This is a genomic window from Solwaraspora sp. WMMD1047 (genome assembly GCF_029626155.1).
In the GTDB taxonomy this organism is placed as follows: domain Bacteria; phylum Actinomycetota; class Actinomycetes; order Mycobacteriales; family Micromonosporaceae; genus WMMD1047.
Genome location: NZ_JARUBL010000001.1, coordinates 8059477 through 8079753 on the forward strand (window position 1 = coordinate 8059477; position 20277 = coordinate 8079753).

Sequence of the window (20277 nt, forward strand, 5' to 3'; positions counted from 1 at the left end):
CCAAACTTCATCGAGAGGACTGACATGACCACTCCCGTCACGATCGTCGGCGCCGGCCTTGGCGGCCTCACCCTCGCCCGCGTCCTGCACCTGCACGACGTCCCGGTCACCGTCTACGACGCTGAGGACTCGGCCCAGGCTCGCACCCAGGGCGGCCAGCTCGACCTGCACGAGCACAACGGCCAGCGCGCCCTCGCGATCGCCGGCCTCACCCAGGAATATCGCGCGATCATCCACCCAGGCGGTGGAGCGCAGCGGGTCCTCGACCAGCAGGGCACCGTGCTCGCTGAGATCCCCGACGACGGTTCCCTGGCCCGACCGGAAGCGCTACGCGGCGACATCCGCCGCATCCTGCTCGAGTCACTGCCAGCCGGCACCGTTCAGTGGGGCAAGAAGCTCGTCGAGGCCACACCCCTCGGCGGGGGCCGGCACGAGCTCACCTTCGCGGACGGCTCGACAGTCACCACCGAGATTCTCGTGGGCGCCGAGGGGACCTGGTCGCGAGTAAGAGCACTCCTGTCGGACGAGAAACCGACGTACGCGGGCATGAGCTACATCGACACCTACCTGCACGATGTCGACAACCGCCACCCCGACGCGGCCAAGGCCGTCGGCGACGGCGCCATGTACGCACTCATCCCCGGCAAGGGATTCCTCGCCCACCGCGAAACAAACAACATCATCCACACCTACGTCGTGCTCAACCGGCCGATCGAGTGGTTCGCTGACATCGACTTCGCCGACGCCGACGCCACGAAGACGCGGATCGCGGCCGAGTTCGAAGGATGGGCACCCGAACTGACCGCCCTGATCACCGACGCCGACACGACGCCGATCCTGCGCAGCATCCACCAGCTCCCCGACCACCACCGATGGCCCCGCACGCCCGGCGTGACACTGCTCGGCGACGCCGCACACGTGACCGTCCCCGGCGGCGAAGGCGCGAACATCGCCATGCTCGACGGAGCCGAACTCGGCGAGGCGATCGCCGCACACCCCGGCGACGTCGAGACCGCCTTCGCCGTCTACGAGGAAGTGATGTTCGCCCGCAGCGAGGCCGAAGCGGTCGCCGCGCACGAGACCATCGACCTCATCCTCGGCGACGGCGCACCCAACGGACTCGTCAACCTATTCAACGGAACCGACCAGGACGCCAATTGACTCCGTCAGCGCCGTCCTGAACGCTCGCTGGTCGCGTCCGTAGAACCACGAGCCGCGTCGAGCCCTCTCCCGTACCGCTTCGGGTACGGGGCCTCAGCCGTGCCTCGCGAGCCAGAACTCCCTCCCTTCTACCCCACACGTTCATGATCACATGGCGTGACGAGCGTTAACACCGAGCTACGGTCAATTGTCACGATCCCCGCGCTACAGAACGTGATGCCCCAGGCGGCGGTCCGGCGCGCGGATCTGCCGCGAACCGATCGCTACGTAGCGTAGCCATGCTGCCGCTGGGTGAGCCGTGCGGTCGTGCCGATGTGAGTGCATAGGCAGATAAATGCTTGCTCGCAAACAATGAGCGCTTTTCATTCTGTGTGACAGTCGGTTGCGACGCAGTGCAGGACGTCGCGGTGAACCGCTGGCTTCCCTGCGCTGATCTAATGCTGTCCCGCTGCTGCTACGTAGTCACTCGCCGGTTGTCGCTAATTCGAGTGGGTGGCGTCGCCTCCGTGGTGGTAATGGCTCGGAGGATGTGGCGACGTAGGAGCGCTAGGCCGAGGGCGGCTGTCAGTGCCACGGAGACGAGGAGGAACGCAGTCGTGGTGCCCAAGTGGTCATTGATCACGCCGCTGGTGAAGGAGCCCGCCGCGATGCCGAGTTGGCCGGCGGTCTGGAGCCAGCCGTAGGCCTGCGCGGTGTGTGGCGCGGGTGCGGCGCGGGCCACAAGTTCGTCTGCCACCGCGAGCCATGGTGCCAGTGCAAGCCCGAAGATTACGACGGCGACGGCCATCTGAGGCACGGTGCGGGGCAAGAGCAGAGTCATGGAGCTGACGCTGAGTACCGCGAGAAGGACAAGGTAGGCGCGACTGATGCTTGCGCGGCGGCCCCGGATGGCCAACAGCAGCCCACCGACCAGGCTGCCCGCCGACCAAACCGTGACCAGCAGTGCCGCCTGGTTGGGATGCCCGACGTTGGCGGCGAACGCTGGGATCAGAACCCACATTGCACCCATGCAGGTCATGTATCCGAGATGGATGCCGAGCAGCGTGCGGATCGCGCGTCGCCCGGACGCTGGCTGTCGCATTCTCAACGGGTGTTCGGCGTGGCTACGACGGGGGATGACGATGACGTTGACGATGAGAGCGATCGTGCCGATCGCGGCGAACGTCAGAAGTGCGCCGCCCGGTCCTGCGGTGGCGAGGCTCGCGGCGACCAGGAGCGGGCCGCCGACGTAGAGGAGTTCCTGTCCAACGGCGTTGACCGCGTACGCACGGGTCAGCGCCGAGGATTCCACCAGGGTTGGCAGCAGTGCGCGTCCGCTGCTGAGCACTGGAGGAGTGGCAAGTCCGGCAGCTGCTGCCAGCGCCACGAAGGCGAAGGGGCTGGCCGCGAAGGTGAGTCCGACCAACGTGACGAGGTGCGCCAGCCCGAAGGCAAGCAGTACGGGCCGGTCGCCGATGCGTCCCAGGAGGCGACCCGACAGTGGCGCGGTCAGCGCGAGGCCGATACTGCAGGCGGCGCTGGCGATGCCCGAAGTGGTGAAGCTACCGGTGTTGTGATGCCCGAGCAGAACGACGAGTAGTTGTCGCATCGCCACGGGAAGCTGCGCGAGGTTCATGGTGATGATGACGGCCGTCGCCCGACGAGGTAGATTCACAAGTTATGAATTTACCTGTCAAGGTAGGCCCAAACCTGCTGGGGGCGCTGACCCTGTTCGTCAACGGCAGGATGCGGGCTGCGGTCACGGACCGGGCTGGTGCCGGTGGTGCGTTGGCCGACGCGGTTATCGTGATCAAGGATCAGCCAGGTGTGACCGCAGACTGGCTGGGCCGGGTGCTGGAACTCTCCCAGCCAGGCGCCGCCCACCTGGTTCGTCGACTTCTTCAGCTGGGCTGGGTAGAGAGACGCGCCGGCACTGACGCACGGAGCCGATCACTGCACCTCACCTCATTGGGCACGACCGTCGCTGAGGAGATTCTGCAGGCGCGCCATCAAGTATTGGCAGACGTGGTGGAGTCGCTCTCGACACGGCAGCGCGAACACCTCGTGGACATTGCCAGGACCCTCCTACGTCCCCAGGCTCGCGATGGTGAGGCCCTGGCCCAGCTGTGCCGACTATGCGACCGCTCGTGTTGCCAAGAGTGTCCGGTACATGCTGGCTATCTCGATCACCAGACCGATCATCGAGAGCGAGGTGACCGAGACTCGTGAACTCGGCCAGCGAGGTGGTCCTCGATCGGGGTGCTGAGCAGTTGACGGGCCGCGTTGGCGTACTTGATACCTGTGCTCTCGGCGACGCCGAACATCTCCACGAGGTGTAGCGGATCGGCGCCGCAAGCCAGTGCCTCATCGAGTTGTCGGTCGATGCGCAGCTTCTCGATGCTGGCGGTCACGCCGCGCAGTAAGGGTCTGCTGCACCGATAGGTGACATCTTAGATGGCTTGCCCGAGGGGTCCAGGCAGACGTGTATCCGATAGGCACAGTCGGTTCCACATGACGGAGCCGACAAAGCCGCCGTTGCTGGCGCCGGACGCGCACGGATCTGCCGCCGGTCGTGTGCGCGTCGGTGCTGGCACCTCCGTCACCTTGGGTAGCCGCCGACCCGGTGCGAGGAGACCCGACGTGGTCGGGAACAGTGTGTGCACCTGGCTTACCGATATAGGCCCGGTACGGTCTGACGATACGCTCCCTCGGTGGCTGAAACCGGGAAGGCGGACAGAGCGGCGGGGATCCGAGTCTTGACGGAGATGGCACGGACGATGCTGGCATCCGGCGCCGACGCGGATCAGGTAGCCAAGGAACTGCTCCGGCGCACCGACTCCCCTATCTCGGCAACCAAGGCTGTTGCCGACGCGACTGGCATGAGCTTGGGCGACGCGAAGTGGGTCGTACACCGCAACCTCGAACCTGCGGTTCGCGAGGCTGCAGAGAGCCTCTGGGACGAACTGCTCGACGGCATCAGTCGCCTCCAGGAACCGCCGAGCACCCCAGATCTGGCCGTTGAACCAGCGGAATGAGGTGACGCGACCCGGGATACCGTCACGATGATCAGGTGCATTGATCTGCCGCGTACTGCGCAGCACGGAGCGTGATGCCCAGGGTTGCTGCAGCGCTCGCCCGACGGCCGGCCTGGTTCTCGAGCCGGCAGGAGATGGGGCTGCTGTCGGCGTCAGACGACCATGGCGTGGATGCCGGTCGACAGCCATCCACCTATCGCTGCCCAGTACAGGAGTTGGAGCGCTTCGGTCTTGGTCCAGGCCAAGCCGAGTTGGCGCAGGGCCGGTATGCGGGCGTGTGGAAGGACTCTCGGTGGGGACTCCAGGTCATTGAACCTAAGCAGTTCAGTGCTATCCGAGTGGCGCCCCGTGTGCGCTCATCCAGCTCTGCGGGTCGACGGCCCCGTTGCTGCTGGAATCGGCGTTGACGTGCACCTCGTAGTGCAGGTGGGGACCGTTCGAGTGGCCGGTGGACCCGACGCGGCCGATCGGTTGCCCGGCGATCACCGGATCGCCGACGTTCACGTTCGGCCGGGTCTGCAGGTGGCAGTACCGGGTGATGATCCGGCCAGGATGGGCGATATCCAGGTACCAACCACACCCACTCGTAAATTCGGGGCTCCCGTCGCGGTCACAGCCCCACTCACCGCCGGTGCGGTTGTCGATCGCGTTGCAGCGCAACCGTTCGACGGTGCCAGAGGCGGCGGCGACGATGATGGCGTGCCGGGCCGCACCGAGGTCGACCCCGTCATGGCCCGGCCGGGAGCTGGTGCGGAATCCGGAGACGACCAGTGCGCGTACCGGCTGGGTCCACCCCTGCGCGGAGACACCGCTGCACGGGTTGATCCCCACCGTGGATAGGCCCGACGCCGCACCGACGTGGCTGACCAGGCGTATCGCGTCGGCGGTATGCTTCGCGTACGCGTCTGGGTAGGCCGAGAGCTGCACCTTCTGGGCTGCTTCGGTGAGCGGCATCTGTTGCCAGCCCTCGACGGTGAGCAGCTTGTCGAAGAACTTGCCCGCCTGATATGCCGGATCCCTCAGCTGTTGCGGGGTGCCCCACCCCTGCGAGGGGCGTTGCTGGAACAGCCCGATCGAGTCGTCCGCACCGCCGGCCAGGTTCCGCAGGCGGGACTCCTGCATGGTGGTGGCGGTGGCCACCACCCATCCCCACGGCGGCACGGCTTTGGTGTTGCCGACCGCGAGGATCGTCGCCACGTGGGAGAGTTGTTCGCCGTCCCAGCCGTCGAGGGCCGGGATCGGCCCTCCCGAGGTGACCGGGCCGGGTACGACTGCTGCGGTTGTGGGCGGTGCCTCCGTGGCGGGAACGCAGGTCGCGCCGCCGCCGACGATCGCGGCCCCGCCGAGCAGCGGGATGGCGATGATCACGGCGAGGACCGCGACGATGAGGCTGATGAGTTTCCGCATGGCAGCTCACTCCTTCCGGGCGTGAAACGGAGAAAGGGCCGGTGGGCCGCCCTCACGGGGCGGCACACCGACCTCAGGTGAACTCGTGGTGTGGCGACGTGCTATTCGGCGGCGTCGGGCTGCGGCGCCTCGGCGTCGGCCGGCGGCAGTGCGCCGTCTGCCTGGCTGTCCTGCGCCGGTACGCCGTCGGCGCCGGGGTTGGTGTCCTGGCCGCCCTCGGAGTCACCGTCGGGCGGCTCGGTAGCCGTGAGCTTGTAGCGCATGGGCTTGTCGCCGATCAGCTCAGCGATCCCGTTGCGCTCCAGCTTCTCCAGGGCGTTGTTGATCGCACCGGTGCTGCGGCCGGGCAGGTGGACGGCGACGCGACCGCCGGTCCAACCGATCACTCCGCCGAAGCCGGGCAGCGGCTCCTTCCGCAGCACCTTGGCGACCATGGCCTCCAGCTCGCCGGGGCGCAGCTTCGGCAGGCCGTTGGACAGGATGACCGGCTCGCCGGGCTCGCCGCGTCGAACCTGCGGCATGTCCTTGCGGCACTTACCGCAGAAGGCCGGGGTCTTCTGCCAGCAGCATTCGCAGATTTTCGGCATCTGCGTCTGGCAGCCGCGGCACAGCTTCGGCGGTTCCGCCTCGGTCTTCTTCTCGTCGCCGTCCTGGGTGGCCTCGCCGTCCGGCTCGGCCTCGGCGTCGGGCTGCCCACTGCCGTCGGGCGTGGCCTCGCCGTCGGCCGCCGCCTCGCCGTCGGGGGCGATGCCGTGACCCTCGGCGTCGCCGGTGGTCGGTGGGTCGGTGTTGGGCTGGGGGTCCGCCGCCGGGTCGGGTGCCTCGGCCTGCGTTGCGGCGTCCGCGTCCGTGGTGTTGGTGGCGGGCGGGTTGGCGTCCGGCTCGGTGGTGGTGTTGTCGCCGCCGTCCGGTTCCGGCTGGCCAGTCTCGGTGGCGGCCGGGGTCTCGGCGAGCTGCCAGCGGGTCGGGGCGCCGTCGGCGGGGTCACCGCCGTCGTCGACCTTGACGATCAGCCCGATCTTGGCCAGGTCGTTGAGGGCCTTGTCGGTGGTCGAGCGGCTGCGGCCGGTCCGGTCGCTCAGCTCGTGCACGTTGCCGGGTCCGGCTTTGAGCGCGTCGAGCGTGAGCCTCGCGCTGGGTGAGAGTTTCTGGTTGTCCATGGGGACAATTCCCTTCTGTGGTTGGTGCGGATAGGGCACAGCCCGACCCCCGGGAAGGGGGTCGGGCTCCTCTATGGGGGCGTCCGCTATGGGGCGGAGGCGCCGGCCTGTGCGGTCAGCCGTTCGGCGCCCGGGGTGAACTGCTGTTGCAGGCGGCGTAGGGCGGCGCGTTCGAGCTGCCGGACCGCGTCGACGCTTCGGCCCATCGCGTGGGCAGCGGCGTCGCGGGGGTAGCCGTCGATGTGCCGCAGTTGGATCGCTCGGCGCTGGTCCGGGGTGAGCTGAGCGAGGGCGTGCACGAACGTCATCCGCGTCACCGCCTCGGACAGCGTCGGCGCAGCCGATCCGAGCGGGTCCGACGCAGGGCCGCTCTGCTGGTCTTCGCCGACGGTGAGCACCGCGCGCAGGTAGCGCCGGTGGGACCACCGGTGGCGGGTCACCGCCCGTGCGGCGAGCCGCAGCATGGAGCCGGTCGGGTCGTCGCCGATGAGGGTCGGCTCGGCCAGGGCGAAGCAGTAGGCGTCATGGACGAGGTCGCCGACGGCGTCGCGGTCGCGGTCGCGCATCCGTACCGCGACGTAGCGGGTGACGGCGTCCAGGGTGAGCTGGTACAGCTGCGCGAACGCGGCTCGGTCGCCTGCGCGGGCGCGGTCGACGAGAGCGGCGTCGAAGGTGGCGCGTCGGTGGCGGTTGGTCACCGTGGGCCGGTGCAGTGGCTGGGCCATGGCAGGGTTTTCCTCCCTTGCGTGGTGCGGGGAAGTCCCGGGCATGGCCGTGCGGCCATGCCCGGGGTGCGCTCGTGCGGCGCGGAGTCGGCCGGGCGATGGCCGTGGTCACCGATGTGTCGACATCGGGGCGCGTCCGAAGGGGATTGCGCCGGTGCGGGTCAGGCGGTCAGCGCCTGCCGTTCGGCGGTGGACAGGTCGGCCGGGGTGCGGCCCTGCCACCGGTCGGAGTCGCGCAGCGCCCACCAGCGCAGGAGCGCTCGGCAGGCGGCGGCCTCGTCGTCGGCCGGTGGCAGCGGGTAGACCAGGTGCGGGCAGGTGCTGCGGTGCTCCGGATGCGTGTACGCGGTGGCTTGCCAGCCTTCGCTGCCGAGCCAGATCTCGCCGACGATCGCGCCGTAGCTGGTCAGCCCGTGTACCTCGGCGGCGATGTGGTCGGGCACCACGAACCACGCCCCGGTGTCGTTGGTGCTGAGCGCGACCATGCCCTTGCGCGGGTCGTACGGCTGTGCCCACAGGTGCCGTGCCCGCGTCTCGCGGGTGATGGACCGGTGCCGTCGCCAGATCCCGTACAGGGTCAACAGCGCCTGCCGTTGTGCGTCGAAGCGTTCGAGCTGCTGCATGACCCGGAAGGTGTCGACGTCCAGCGAGTGCGGGTAGACGTCGGCCAGCTCGGTGATCGTGTTGGCGTGCCGGCGGCAGGTGTCGCCGACGTGGCCGAGGACGCGGACGAGAAGTGCGGTGGTGGTGTTGAAGTCGTGTGCCTTGCGGGCTAGTTCGACGGCGACGTGCGCGATCGGGTCGCCGCTGTCGGTGGCGCCGGTGTCGTAGCGCCACAGGTGTTCGGTCAGCGCGTCGTTGGTGGCGACCGCGATAGCGGTCAGCGCGGGGTCATACGGCACGGTTGGGGTCTCCTCACAGGGGTGTTCGGGCCGCCCCGCCGGGCGGGCCGACATGGGGGCCGCCCGGCATGGGCCGGGGCGTATCGCCGCTCCATCCGCACGCCTGGTCAAGGCGCGGTGGAGGGCTCGAACGGCGAACAGCCGGTCGCGAAGGCGACCGGCTGTCCTGACAAGGAGTTGGTGGAGGGGATGGTTAGGGCTGTGCTCCGACCGTGACGGCGAGGATCTGGTGGCTGCGGCGCAGCTTGTGCAGATACGAGCCGGCTTCGGCCAGGAAGCGCAGCTTGTCGGCCAGCGACGATGAGGCGGGCTCCAGGAGCCGTCCGTCGTCGGTGACGACCGCGTCTCCGGTGATGGCCTGCTGCCAGTGCACGACCGTGTAGGTCGCTTCTCCCGCCTGGTAGGCGTCCAGTTCGTACGGGTCGAGTTCGACCGTGGACATCGGGTGGGAGTTGTAGGACAGCATCGCCAGCACGCGGGGCTGTTCCTCGAACCGCCGGCGGGCCTCCTCCACGGTGACCTTGGTGGGGTTGGCCTTGTGCTGGGCGAGGTAATCGCCCCAGGGCTTGGCGACCGGAAGGTTGCGGACCACCTGAGCCCAGGTGCGCCACCGGTAGACGGCAGCCGTGTTGGCTCGGGTGACCGCGGCGGTCAGGTCGAGGCGGCTCTTGCGGCCACCGGCGGCCCAGACGACCGCGCCGAAGCGGCGGGTCACCTGCACCAGGTGGCGAGCCGACCACTGGCTGAACCAGCCGATGAAGCGGGGCCGGCGGACCGGGAACATGGTGCGTGGCGTGCCAGCCGGCAGCTTGTGCCAGTCCAGGATCTCCGAGGCGGAGAACCAGTCGATGGGCTTGTCGGCGGGCATGCAGACGATGACGGTACGAGCGGTGCTGGTGTTGGTGGACACGGCAGGGTGCTCCCTTCGCAAGGGTCTTGCGGGCAGGTGGAGGCGCACCAGTGCCGTCGCCGAGAATGCGACCGCTGTTGACAACGCCGAGGCGAACACCAGCCGACCCGACAAGGGTGGGCTGAAGGTGTTCGCGCGGGGCGCGAGCGGGCGTGGGTGGCGACGAACGGTGCAGGAACAAATGGATGTGTTCGCACCGTAGCTTCGCCACCTGACAGGCGGGGCCCCGCCGGAAACCTTCGGCGGGGCCGTGACCTGCGGTGTTAGGAGCCGGGCCATCGACTGACAGGTCCTGTCAGGTCCGGTCCGACCCGTCGGAGGGTGCTGTCCGGTCAGGCCGCGAGGTCGGCCTGACCGGACAGGTCGAGCTGACCTGCGACCCAGTTCGGGTTGCTCGCGGTGTTCATGCCGTGGTCGGTGGGCAGCTCGGACAGCGAGATCCGCTGCCACCCGTCGACCGGCAGCCACACCGCGTCGGCCGGATCCTTCTCGTGCGTGGCCGTGGCCACCGGCACCTGCGGCAGCGTCCCCCGCAGCATCTGTTGCAGGTGCGACTCCCGGTCGGCGTTGGGCAGCCAGAACAGCACCGGGTAGGCCGGTCCGCCGGAGGCGGCAAGCCGTTCGTACCCCTCCAACTTCGCGGAGACGCGAGTCAATGGCTCGGTGCCCATGTCGACTTCGAGGAACCAGCCGACCGTGCGCCCGCGTGCGCTCCACAGCCCGTGCCCGTCGGGGCGCACGCGCATGAACCTCGTGGTAGCGGTGTGCTCGGACCACCACCGGTCCAGCCGCACCCGCTGGTCGATACGGGCGGTGAACGCCAGCCGGACGAAGAACTCATTGGTCGCCAGCAGGTGCGGCAGGCTCGGGCGGGCGGCCAGCCGGTTGACCTGATCGCGGTGGGCTCGCACAGTCGGTGCCGGACGGCCGGCGGCTCCGGCCATGAACCGGGCACCGTGCAGCCCGAGGACCCAGTGCCAGGGCTCCGACCCGCCGTACAGCCTCGCGAACCGGAACCGGTCCAGCAGCCCCAGCGCGTACAGCTCGCGGAGCCGGATCTGACAGGTACGCATCGCCCGGTAGTGCAGACGGTGAACCTGATCGGTGGTCAGGACCAGCTGCTCATCGAGCAGGGCGAGCAGGCTCCGGTCACGGGGGGTCAGATGGTTATAGAGGGCCAGCGGATTGTTGGCCGATGCGGATGTGGACATACGCAGTCACCCCTCAGAGGTAGAGAGATACTCCCGGTACGGGAGTCTGGGCAGATGGATCTTGCGAGCCGGTTGACAGGTCCGCTGGTGGACGGCCTGACAGCCGCCCCGATCGGGCTCGTTCGGGGCCTCGTATCCGAAACGCCCCCGAACGAGAGACCAACCGAGAACCCCGCCGAGCACCCAAACGAGGGCCTTCAGCCGGGATGTTCGGGGACAAAAGGCAGGACGTGTGTTGCTGCGGGTCAGGTCTGTCGGTTGGTGCGCCGGTGAAGCGCCTTGCGGGCTACCTGCTGCATGGCGGATTCCTCGGTGGGCCGGGCGTGCGCCGCGGCGACCCTCTGCCGGATCGCGGTGGCCTCACCCGCCGGCTCGACCGGCGGGTTGGTGGTGAAGGTGAACGCCGGCATCTCCCGGTTGGCGACCAGCAACCGCGCGGAGGCGGTGAACACGTCCAAGTGGGACAAGTCGTGGTCTTCCAACTCGGGCCGGGTGTGCTTGGCCAGTTCCCGGGCGTCGTTCGGGTCGACGTTGAAGAAGATCTTCGACCGGGCGTTCGCCGAGACCGCATCGGCGGTCTCCTTCGGCAACTGCGCCAGATTCTGGTGCGCCAAGACCAGGCCGAGGCGGAACCCTCGGGCCTCGGCGAGCATGTCGTCGACCGAACCCGGCAAATTCAGAAAATTCTGGCATTCATCGATGTAAAGTGTGGCGTCTTTTCGCTGGTCCTCCGGTTGTCCGGCGCGGGCAATGGCGGCCTGCCAGACGCGGGCGACGATCAGCGAGCCGAGGATTCTGGCGGTTTCCTCACCGAGGACACCCTTGGGGAGCCGGCACAGCAGCAGCCCGCCGTCCAGGATCTTCGACATCTGGAACGAGGTGTGCGCGGTGCCGATGACGTTCTTGACGAAGTCGCGCAACAGGAACGCCCTCAAGCGCGCGAGGACGGGGCCGATGACCTGGGCGCGTTGGCCTTCGTTCATCGAGTCGTACCAGGCCCAGAACCCACCCAGCCCTTCCGGGTCGGACAGGTCGTAGACGAACCGGCCCCGGAAGCCTCGGTCGTTGAGCAGCGGCGGCACCAGCGACAGGGTGGGATGCGCGTGACGCATCAACGTCAAACAGCTCACCCGCAGGGTGTCATCGATGCGTGGACCCCAGTGCCTTTGGAAGATCTTGGAGAAGACACCGACGAGGTTGTCCACCGCCAGGTGCGCGTCTCCGCCATCGTCGAGCGGGTTGAAACACGCCGGGTTGTCCTGCTCGGGGTCGATGATCGCGATCCGGTCGGCGTATGCGCCCGGCAGCCGATCCAGGATGTCCAACACGAGGTCGCCGCGCGGGTCGATGACCACCGTGCCCCGCCGGGCGTGCACGTCGGACAGGATCATGTTGAGCAGCAGGGTGGACTTGCCAACGCCGGTCTTGCCGATCAGGTGCACGTGCTGGCGGGCGTCGACCACGTTCAGGCCGACGGAGTGCCCACCGATCTGGGAGCGGCCGAGCACCTTCACCCCACGCCCGCCGAACGGAATCGCCGCGGGCGCCGGCATCGCTCTCGCTCTGGCCCGGTCCAGGCCGGGCACGGCGAGGTCCTGCGGCAGGGCGGCGAGGACGGCCAGTTCTTCGACGGTGGCGAGGAACCCGCGCAGCAGCCGCCGCGAGGCGAGCACCGCGACCGGTTGGGCCATCTTCATCCGCCGCAGCCGGTTGGGGCGGGTGTAGGTGGCCGCCGCCGACGCGAAGGTGTGCGCCAGCCCATGCAGCCGTGCCCGCATCTGCTGGTGGCGCTCGTCGTCGCGCCGCCGCTGGTCCTTGGTGCGCTTGTCGGCCTTGCCGCGCCTGGCGCCGTTGTCGCTCTGGTCGTCGACGGCGACGGCGTAGCGGATGGCGATCTCGAAGTGCGGCACGCGCACGGCCTTGTCCACCACGGCGTGCTGGTGGGCGTCAGCCACCGGGTCACGAACCTCCAGTCGCGAGCGTGATGTGCGCGCCGTCGTGGGTCGGCGAGTGGGACCGGGCAGGAACACCTCCAGCAGCCACAGGATCGGCTCGATCGCCAGCCGCGCCATGCTGTTGACCGCCTTGTTGGCGACGTCGCCGCCGGGGGTGCCGGCTGGCTTCGACGCGGCCCGACGGGCGCGGCGCACCCGGCGGGCCGAGGCGGGCCGGGCCAGAATCTGCACACACGCGTGTTCCCGGTCGCGGACACCGGCACCGGCCGACAGCAGCGCCCGCAGCGGGTCCGCCTCGTGTTCGGTGCGCAGCGGCAGCCCTTCGGTCTCCTGCGGCCACAACGCCCCGCCGGCCTGTTCCGCCACCGTCCACGGAATCGGTGGGCCAGCCGTCTCGTCGACCGCGACGGTGCAGGCGGGCCAGGCCGCCCGCACCGCGCTCTCCACGGAGCCGGGCGGCACCGTGCCGGGCACCCACAGTCGGATCGTCAGGGTGCGGCCGGACCAGGTGTACTCCCACCCGACATGCGGCGTCCCGTACAGGCGGCGTCGCCACACCGACGGGGTGAGCACCCCGGTCACGGTGGACCACAACGCGGCGGCCGACTCCGGCGTGACCTCCGGCGGTGCGGCGATGCTCACCCAGCGGGCACCCTCGACGAACCGGCGGTGCCGCCAGGACAGGAGCTGGTCCCGGCCGAACACATACCCGACGAGACCAAGCGCCGCGACCAGGGCGAGCCACGGCCGGTCGGTCACCCACACGATCCAGGACTCCCACGGCAGGTCGGTCATCACTGCTCACCGCCGATCCCCGTGACCGCCAAGCGATGCTCACTGCCGGAGGCTTGGGAACGAAACGGCACCCTCGACCGCCCAGCGACCAGGAGTCCCTCGCCCCGTCCGGCTGACAGCAGCAGCCGGGCCTCGCCACCGGTCAGGTCGAACGCTTCGGTGACCGCGTCGATGGCCTGCGTGGACTGACGCATCAACACCTGCGTCGCCGCGTTGGATACGACGGCGAGGCCGAGGTCCGACCCGAGTACGTCGGCGGCGTCCTGCGTGACGACGGTCAGGCCGGCGTTGCGTTTGCGGGCCGCCTTCGCCATCCGGGACAGGAACCGCGCGCCCTCGCCGTCGCGCATCAACAACCAGGCTTCGTCGACGACCACGAGGCGTTTCGCCCGGTGGTTGCTACTCGCGGTCTGGTCGATGCGTCCCCAGATGTGGTTGAGGGTCAGCAGGGTGCCGATGGTGCGTAGCTCGTCGGGTAGGTGCCGTAGCGACCACACCACCAGGTGGCCGGTCGGTCGGGTGCTGGTCGGTCCGTCGAACAGATCCTTGAAGGTGCCCGAGGTCCACGGGGCGAGCCGGGCCGCCATCTGCTGAGCGGCCGGATCCGTGTCGGCGTTCAGCGTGGCGGCCAGATCAACCAGGAGCGGCGCCGGCCTGCCCCAGCTCGCCGGGTCGTGGCTGATCCCGGCTGCGGCGTAGGTGGCGGTGATCGCCCGGTCCAGGGCTTGGCGCTCGCTCGGCGGCGGGACCGCCCCGAGCATCACCGTGATGATCGTGTGCAGGGTCAGTTGGTGGTCGCGGAACGCGGTGACGTCCGTGTCGGCGGGCAGGTCGAGCGGGTTGAGCCGGACCCCGGGCGCACCGAGCTGGATGACGGTGCCGCCCACGTGCTCGGCCAGGGCCGTGTACTCATCCTCCGGGTCGATCACCGCGACTTCGACACCCTGGTACAGGCTGCGCAGCACTTCCAACTTGACGAAGTAGCTCTTCCCGGCGCCGCTTCTGGCGAGCACCACAGAGTTGTGGTTGTCCTGTGCCCACCTGTTCCACATCACCACCCCATGGGAGGTGGTGTTCGCCCCGTACATCACCGCGTCGCCGCTCGCGTGCTGGCCAGGGGCCGGGGCGGCGAGGTCGCCAGAGGCGAACGGGAACGCCGCCGCGAGGGACTCGGTGTCGAAGACGCGCCGCATCCCCAGCTTGTCCACACCCAAAGGGAGGGTGGTGGTGTAGCCGAGATGGTGGCGGAACGTCGCCGGCTGCAAATCCAGCAGCATCGACGCGGCAGCCGAGCGCACCCCGGCCGCCGTGTCGTGCAGCTCGTCGAGGCTGCGGCCGTGCACCGTGACGTAGACCGCGCCGTGGTGCAACTTGGATGCCCCACGGGCGACCCGCTCGGCCAGGTCGGCGGCGTCGGTGGCGGCGGCGTCGACCGTCGGATCGGACAGCTTGCCGCGTTCGGCGTCGATGCGCCGGGTCGACTCCAGGCGGGCGCGTTGTTTGGTGAGCATCGGCGCGGCGATCGGCGCCGGCACCGGTTCGACGTGCACGGCGACGGTGACCCGGCCCGGGTAGGACAGCAAAGGGACCAGCCACGCCGGGCCGACCTCGGCCGGGTAGCCGCACACGGCGTAGGTGGCGGCGTAGTCGTCGCCGATCCGCACATGGGTCGGGGTGATCTCCATTGCCGCCGGCGCCGGCGGCGGGTCGACCGGGGTCTTCGCGGCGGCGGCGGTGCGCAATCGCTTGCGAGTGAGCAGGGTCATGATGACCTCCGGATGGTGATCGGGATGCCGGGCACGGCCCTCGGGCCGGGTACCGGCGGCTGGTAGGGGTCGACCGCGCTGGCGAGCGCGGCGGCGACCGCGCCGCCGTCGAGCGGGTCCGCGGACACCCCGAGAGCGCCGAACGCGCGGACCGTGGCCTCCCGGGTAGGGCCTTGCGGGATGACGGCGAGCACCTGGCGGCGCAGCGGATCCCGGGTTGCGTCGAGGTCGAGCAGAAAGGCGGCGTAGTCATCGGCTGCCCGCCGCAGCGCCTCGTGCGGCAGCCGGGCCGTGTGGTCCAGAACCGCTTGGGCGTACGGGGTCAGGTCATGCCGTTGCGCGGCGACCACGATCTGCGCCGGGCCGGTCAACGCGTTGAGCCACTGCCCGAACCCTGACAGCAGCGCGGCCTGTTCCTGCCCGGTGCGCAACGCCACGTTGGTGGTGCCGCAGGCGATCAGACAGCGGGCCGCGCCGTCCACGGTGAGGGTGCCGTCGGCTCCGATCGTCATGGCGGCCGAGCGCAGCGGCGCCGGCACCCTCGGCGGCGCGGTCGCCTCGACCAGCGCCTGTCCGACGCGGGTGCGGCCCGGGGTTTGCAGCTTCGGCACCCGGCGCAGCGCGAAGCCGTGGCGTAGCCAGACGTCCAGCGGCAGGCCGTCGCGCTTGCCGAGCGCGACGACGATGGTCACCGCGGCGATCGGGATCGCGGCGATGACCCATGCCATCGGGGGCAGCAGCGGACCGACGTTCGAGTACAGCAGCCAGCCGGCACCGGCGACGGTGCCGATGATGGCGAGCTGCCGGAACGTCAGCCCCCACGCGATTTTGTCTGGGGCGCCAATGTCAGCGGGAATCCGTGCCGTGCACAGCCCGTCAGTCTCGTCGAGTTTCGGACTCATTGGTGATCACTCATCCGTTTCATCCGTTTCATCCGTTGAAGGGGCAGAGGCGGGTTGTGCGGTTCACGCAGCGCAAGCGGCATGGTCTGTTCTTCGTGTGTGAGGTCGAGGGGAGGCGGCGCATCACGGTGGCTCAGGACTGGACCGACCGTGGTGTCGCGGCGTCGTCGGATCGGCTGGCGGTGGAGGGCCTGTCGGCGGCGCGCGCTGATCGACAAGACCGATCCAGCGGCGGCGGTAACGGATGGCCATGGACATGCTCCTGACAGGCAGGTGTGTGGGGATGGCCCGAGCGGGCCGGGAACGTGGAGTGGTGAGCGGGTGGGACGTCCGCCAGGCCGTGATGGTCGTGGCGAACATGGTCGAATCGCTGCTTCAGGGAGAAAGCGTGATGGCGCCCAGCTCGAAGATCACGTCGAGTCATCTGTCGAGGCTGGCGATCGTGTACCTGCGGCAGTCGTCGATGGCGCAGGTGCGGCAGAACACCGAGTCAACTGCTCGGCAGTACGGGCTGGCGACGACCGCGGCCGAGCTCGGGTGGCTGGCCGAGCAGATCATCGTCGTCGACGCCGACCTGGTGGGTCTGGTGTGCTGGGCTCGGTGGTCGCTGGTGCGTCGGGTGTGAATGGTGTCGTGGAGCGGTTGGGCGTGAGTCGGGTGGGTGACTGACACGGAGTCCGGGGTGGGTGCTTGGTCGATGATGGGCTGTCGCGCAGTTCGGGGTGGAGAGGGGCGGCAGGCGATGGCTGAAACGTTTGGGTTGGCGGAAGTGCTGGGTCGTCTTCGTGAGGATTTGGAGAAAGCGCAAGCTGACGGTGCCGGTAGCAGCCTGGGTTTGCGGATCGAGGGTGCCGAGGTGGAGCTTCTGGTCGAGGTGTCGCGGGAAACGGCCCCGGGCGGTAAGGTCAAGATCGATGTGGTGGGGTTCGGTGGTGTCGAGGCGGGCGCGGACGCCACGTTCGGCAGGTCGCGCACGCATCGGGTCACGTTGCAGCTGGCGGTAACGGATCGGGCGACCGGAGGTCCTGCTGAGGTTGCCGACGACCGCAAGCGGGCGTGGTGAGCGTTGGACGAGCGGCTGCTCGCCGATCTTCGGTGTGGTGACGCAGACGGGGTCGTCAAGACGGGTTCCGGATACCGGATCAGCCGGTCGCTGGTCCTGACCGCCGCCCACAACCTGCGTGACAGGCACGGTGTGCTGCTACCTCGGGTCGAGATCTGGCTGGGGCATCCGATGCACGGGGTGGTGGGGCCATTCGGTGCTGTGGAGGTGTGGGTGGATCCGGCCGGGGCCGATGTGGCTCTGGTGCGGGTGAGCGGTGATCTGCCGCCGATGTCCGGTGTGGTGCGGTGGGGCCGGTCGACCGGTGTGCAGCAGTTCGGCTACACCGGAGCGGGGTATCCGGCGTTTGCGGAGTTCGAGTCCGGGCAGCGGGCGGTGACCCAGCTTTCGGGTGTGGTGAATCCTCTGTCGATGGGGCCGGGTGGCGGGTTCGCGGTCGAACAGGATGCCTTTCCTGATACCCGTGCCGATGTCGGGCGTGGACATCCGTGGGCGGGGTTGTCGGGCGCGGCGGTGTTCTGTGATCCCCGCTCTCAGGATCCGCCGGGGGGTGGGCAGCTTCTGGTCGGGGTGTGTGTGCGGGACTCAGCAGTGTTCGCCGGCCGCCGGCTGTATGCCCATCCGGTCGCGGCGTTGTGCCGGGAGCCCGGCTTTGTCGCGCAGATGGTCGCTGATGGGGCGGCGGTGCCGTGGGTGGAGTCGGTGCAACTGCACGGTGCCCTGTCGGTGGTGATGGCCGCGCTGGTGGGCACGCCAGGGTCGTTGCTGGCCGCGGATGGTGAGGTGGTGGCGTTCCACGGCCGCCGTGACGCCTTAAACGTGTTGGCGGGTTGGCGGGATCAGCCGGGCGCGGTGTCGGTGACTGTGGTGTCCGGGGCGGGCGGGCAGGGCAGACCCGGCTGGCGCGCCAGTTCCTGCGTGAGACCCCTGCCGGCTTCGTGGGCGGGTTCCTGCCCCGCACGGCCGGGCCGGACACCGACGATGCCGATCACATCGACGGCAGGTACATCGACCGGTTGCGGTCGAGTTCAGCGCCGGTGGTCCTGGTGGCCGACTACGCCGAGACCCGCCCCGACCGGATGGCCCGCCTCATCGCGGACCTGGTGTCACAGCCGCCGCGACATCCGGTGCGGCTGCTGTTGCTGACCCGGCACAAGGGCGCGTGGTGGGAGGGCTTACGCACGGAACTGCCCCACGTCGTGTCCGAGGATCCGCTGCTGGCGCCGCTTTCGCCGCTGGCCGCCGAACCAGCCGAGCGGGCGGGGTGGTTCGACGAGGCGATAGCGGCGTTCACCAGCCCCACTGCCCTGCCCGCCCTGCCCGACGCGGCCACCGTCGACTGGCCGACCATCGCCGCCCGGCTGCGTGACCGGCGCCCGGACCTGACCGACGACCGGTATGGCAACGTGCTCACGCTGCACATGGCCGCCCTCGTCGCGCTGCTGCGCGCGGCGGCAGGCGACGACCCGGCGCAGGTCGGCGACCCCGAACGTGAACTCGTGGCCCACGAACGCCGCTACCAGCGGCGTATCGCAGCCCGCCGCGGCCTGTTCAACCCCGGCGTCCTCAGTAGCCGCCACGACGTCGACGAACGCCGCCGCGACGCCACCGGCCTACTCGACCGGGCTGTCGCCGGCGCCATCCTGCTCGGCGCCTGCGACAACCCGACGGCGGCCGCGGTCGCCGGCCTCGCCGGCGGACCGGTCCACGACGTGCTGGCATGGCTGGGTTCCCTCTACCCACCCACAGTCGGCTCACCCACGGCCATCGGGCTGGTGCAACCGGACCGCCTGGCCGAGCGCATGCTCGCACAGACCCTGATGGAGCAGCCCGACGTCCTGCCCGCCGCGAGCGTGCTTCTGGACCAGCAACCGGCGATCGTCAACGCCCTGACCGTGGTGAGTAGGGCAGCCGAACGCCCCGACCACCACCAGCAGCTCACCGAACAGATCGCATCGCTCATCGACGCTCATCCGGCTCGCTACGCGCCAGCGGCACAGTACGCCGCCGTGGCCGTCACACACCCCGCGGGCCTGCTCGCCGGGCTGCACCGGTACGGCCAGCGTGACCTCCCCGGCCTGGTGGCCACGCTGAACCTGGTCGCGGCCCGGTTACCCCGCTACTCCGTCAGCCTCGCCGGCTACATCACCCAGATCACCGCACTACACGTCACCGTCCTGCGCGAGTTGACCGACGATGAACACACCCTGCCTGACCTGGCCATGTCGGTGAACAACCACGCGCTGCGGCTGGCCGAGGCCGGGCGGCGGTCGGAAGCCCTGACGTTCTCCCAGGAAGCGGTCACCCTGCGCCGGGAGCTGGCCGAAGCCAACCGCGACGCCTACCTGCCCGACCTGGCCGTGTCGGTGAACAATCACGCGCTGCGGCTGGCCGAGGCCGGGCGGCGGTCGGAAGCCCTGACGTTCTCCCAGGAAGCGGTCACCGTCTACCGGGAGCTGGCCGAAGCCAACCGCGACGCCTACCTGCCCGACCTGGCCGCGTCGGTGAACAACCACGCGAACAGGCTGGCCGAGGCCGGGCGGCGGTCGGAAGCCCTGACGTTCTCCCAGGAAGCGGTCACCGTCTACCGGGAGCTGGCCGAAGCCAACCGCGACGCCTACCTGCCCAACCTGGCCATGTCGGTGAACAACCACGCGAACAGGCTGGCCGAGGCCGGGCGGCGGTCGGAAGCCCTGACGTTCTCCCAGGAAGCGGTCACCGTCTACCGGGAGCTGGCCGAAGCCAACCGCGACGCCTACCTGCCCAACCTGGCCATGTCGGTGAACAACCACGCGAACAGGCTGGCCGAGGCCGGGCGGCGGCCGGAAGCCCTGACGTTCTCCCAGGAAGCGGTCACCCTGCGCCGGGAGCTGGCCGAAGCCAACCGCGACGCCTACCTACCCGACCTGGCCCGCGGGCTGTGGGTGGCCGCGTGGGTACGCCACGCCCTGAACGCCGACCTGGACAACGGGCTGGCTCTGATCGCCGAAGCGGTGAGCCTCTTCGTAGCGTTGGTGGAGCACGAACCAGAAGCGTTCATCGGCCTCCTGCGTGCCGCCCTCGCAACCCAGGCCGACATCCTGCAAGCCCTCGATCGCACGGCAGAGGCAGACGAGATCCGCACCCTTCTCAACCCGCCGCCGGACCGGAGCTGAAGTGTCCGTTTGTGGATCGCTCAGCGGTCAACTCAGATCGCTGATCGACCCCTTTGACTCGCACGACCTGCATATTCATATTTGCCCGTACGTGACCATTCTCAGTAACCCGGGCTATCCGTTACGCGCCGTGGCTCCAACCGTCATCGCG

Annotated in this window: 17 protein-coding genes; 6 read left to right on the forward strand and 11 right to left on the reverse strand. The window is 69.3% G+C overall.

Translation table 11 applies throughout. The annotated features are described in order from the left end of the window. Nucleotides 1-24: 24 nt before the first annotated feature. Nucleotides 25-1161, forward strand: a complete 1137-nt coding sequence (locus O7627_RS36655) for an NAD(P)/FAD-dependent oxidoreductase (protein WP_278098018.1) — start codon at nucleotides 25-27, stop codon at nucleotides 1159-1161. Between the two features lie 454 nt (nucleotides 1162-1615). Here the strand turns inward: O7627_RS36655 and O7627_RS36660 are convergent, their stop codons facing one another. Together O7627_RS36660 and O7627_RS36665 are read right to left on the reverse strand one after the other, a co-directional pair. After that, a complete protein-coding gene (locus tag O7627_RS36660) occupies nucleotides 1616-2776 on the reverse strand; it encodes an MFS transporter (protein ID WP_278098019.1) in 1161 nt (386 codons plus the stop codon). Between the two features lie 562 nt (nucleotides 2777-3338). Beyond that, nucleotides 3339-3551: a hypothetical protein gene (locus O7627_RS36665; protein ID WP_278098020.1), complete on the reverse strand. Its 213-nt coding sequence runs from the start codon at nucleotides 3549-3551 to the stop codon at nucleotides 3339-3341. 300 nt (nucleotides 3552-3851) lie between these two features. Here O7627_RS36665 and O7627_RS36670 point away from each other — a divergent pair, with 300 nt between their 5' ends. Beyond that, a complete protein-coding gene (locus O7627_RS36670) occupies nucleotides 3852-4175 on the forward strand; it encodes a hypothetical protein (protein ID WP_278098021.1) in 324 nt (107 codons plus the stop codon). Between the two features lie 330 nt (nucleotides 4176-4505). Here the strand turns inward: O7627_RS36670 and O7627_RS36675 are convergent, their stop codons facing one another. From O7627_RS36675 to O7627_RS36715, 9 genes are all read right to left on the reverse strand, one after another. After that, nucleotides 4506-5582, reverse strand: coding sequence for a M23 family metallopeptidase (locus O7627_RS36675; RefSeq protein ID WP_278098022.1), 1077 nt, complete (start codon nucleotides 5580-5582; stop codon nucleotides 4506-4508). A gap of 101 nt (nucleotides 5583-5683) precedes the next feature. Beyond that, a complete protein-coding gene (locus tag O7627_RS36680; protein ID WP_278098023.1) occupies nucleotides 5684-6742 on the reverse strand; it encodes a MarR family transcriptional regulator in 1059 nt (352 codons plus the stop codon). 86 nt (nucleotides 6743-6828) lie between these two features. Next, nucleotides 6829-7467, reverse strand: coding sequence for an RNA polymerase sigma factor (locus tag O7627_RS36685; protein ID WP_278098024.1), 639 nt, complete (start codon nucleotides 7465-7467; stop codon nucleotides 6829-6831). 161 nt (nucleotides 7468-7628) lie between these two features. Next, the gene (locus tag O7627_RS36690) at nucleotides 7629-8369 is read right to left on the reverse strand and encodes a hypothetical protein (RefSeq protein WP_278098025.1); all 741 of its coding nucleotides are present in this window, start codon (nucleotides 8367-8369) and stop codon (nucleotides 7629-7631) included. Nucleotides 8370-8562: 193 nt separating this feature from the next. Next, a complete protein-coding gene (locus O7627_RS36695; RefSeq protein ID WP_278098026.1) occupies nucleotides 8563-9279 on the reverse strand; it encodes a hypothetical protein in 717 nt (238 codons plus the stop codon). A 332-nt stretch (nucleotides 9280-9611) separates the two neighbouring features. Beyond that, the gene (locus O7627_RS36700) at nucleotides 9612-10490 is read right to left on the reverse strand and encodes a replication-relaxation family protein (protein WP_278098027.1); all 879 of its coding nucleotides are present in this window, start codon (nucleotides 10488-10490) and stop codon (nucleotides 9612-9614) included. Nucleotides 10491-10735: 245 nt separating this feature from the next. Then, nucleotides 10736-13240 carry a TraM recognition domain-containing protein gene (locus O7627_RS36705; protein WP_278098028.1) on the reverse strand — a complete coding sequence of 835 codons (2505 nt, stop codon included), beginning with the start codon at nucleotides 13238-13240 and terminating at the stop codon, nucleotides 10736-10738. Continuing rightward, complete coding sequence (locus tag O7627_RS36710; RefSeq protein ID WP_278098559.1) at nucleotides 13240-14925, reverse strand: ATP-binding protein; 1686 nt, start codon at nucleotides 14923-14925, stop codon at nucleotides 13240-13242. Before O7627_RS36710 ends, O7627_RS36705 begins: the two co-directional genes overlap by 1 nt. Before the next feature lie 77 nt (nucleotides 14926-15002). After that, complete coding sequence (locus O7627_RS36715) at nucleotides 15003-15908, reverse strand: PrgI family protein (protein ID WP_278098029.1); 906 nt, start codon at nucleotides 15906-15908, stop codon at nucleotides 15003-15005. Nucleotides 15909-16221: 313 nt separating this feature from the next. Between O7627_RS36715 and O7627_RS36720 the strand changes: the two genes are divergently transcribed. From O7627_RS36720 to O7627_RS36735, 4 genes are all read left to right on the forward strand, one after another. Next, complete coding sequence (locus tag O7627_RS36720; protein WP_278098030.1) at nucleotides 16222-16533, forward strand: hypothetical protein; 312 nt, start codon at nucleotides 16222-16224, stop codon at nucleotides 16531-16533. A 117-nt stretch (nucleotides 16534-16650) separates the two neighbouring features. Then, the gene (locus O7627_RS36725; RefSeq protein ID WP_278098031.1) at nucleotides 16651-16971 is read left to right on the forward strand and encodes a trypco2 family protein; all 321 of its coding nucleotides are present in this window, start codon (nucleotides 16651-16653) and stop codon (nucleotides 16969-16971) included. A gap of 3 nt (nucleotides 16972-16974) precedes the next feature. Next, entirely contained in the window at nucleotides 16975-18117 is a 1143-nt protein-coding gene (locus O7627_RS36730; protein WP_278098032.1) for a hypothetical protein, read from the forward strand. Continuing rightward, nucleotides 18018-20126, forward strand: coding sequence for a tetratricopeptide repeat protein (locus O7627_RS36735; protein ID WP_278098033.1), 2109 nt, complete (start codon nucleotides 18018-18020; stop codon nucleotides 20124-20126). The genes O7627_RS36730 and O7627_RS36735 overlap by 100 nt, the downstream gene beginning before the upstream one ends. Nucleotides 20127-20277 lie beyond the last annotated feature (151 nt).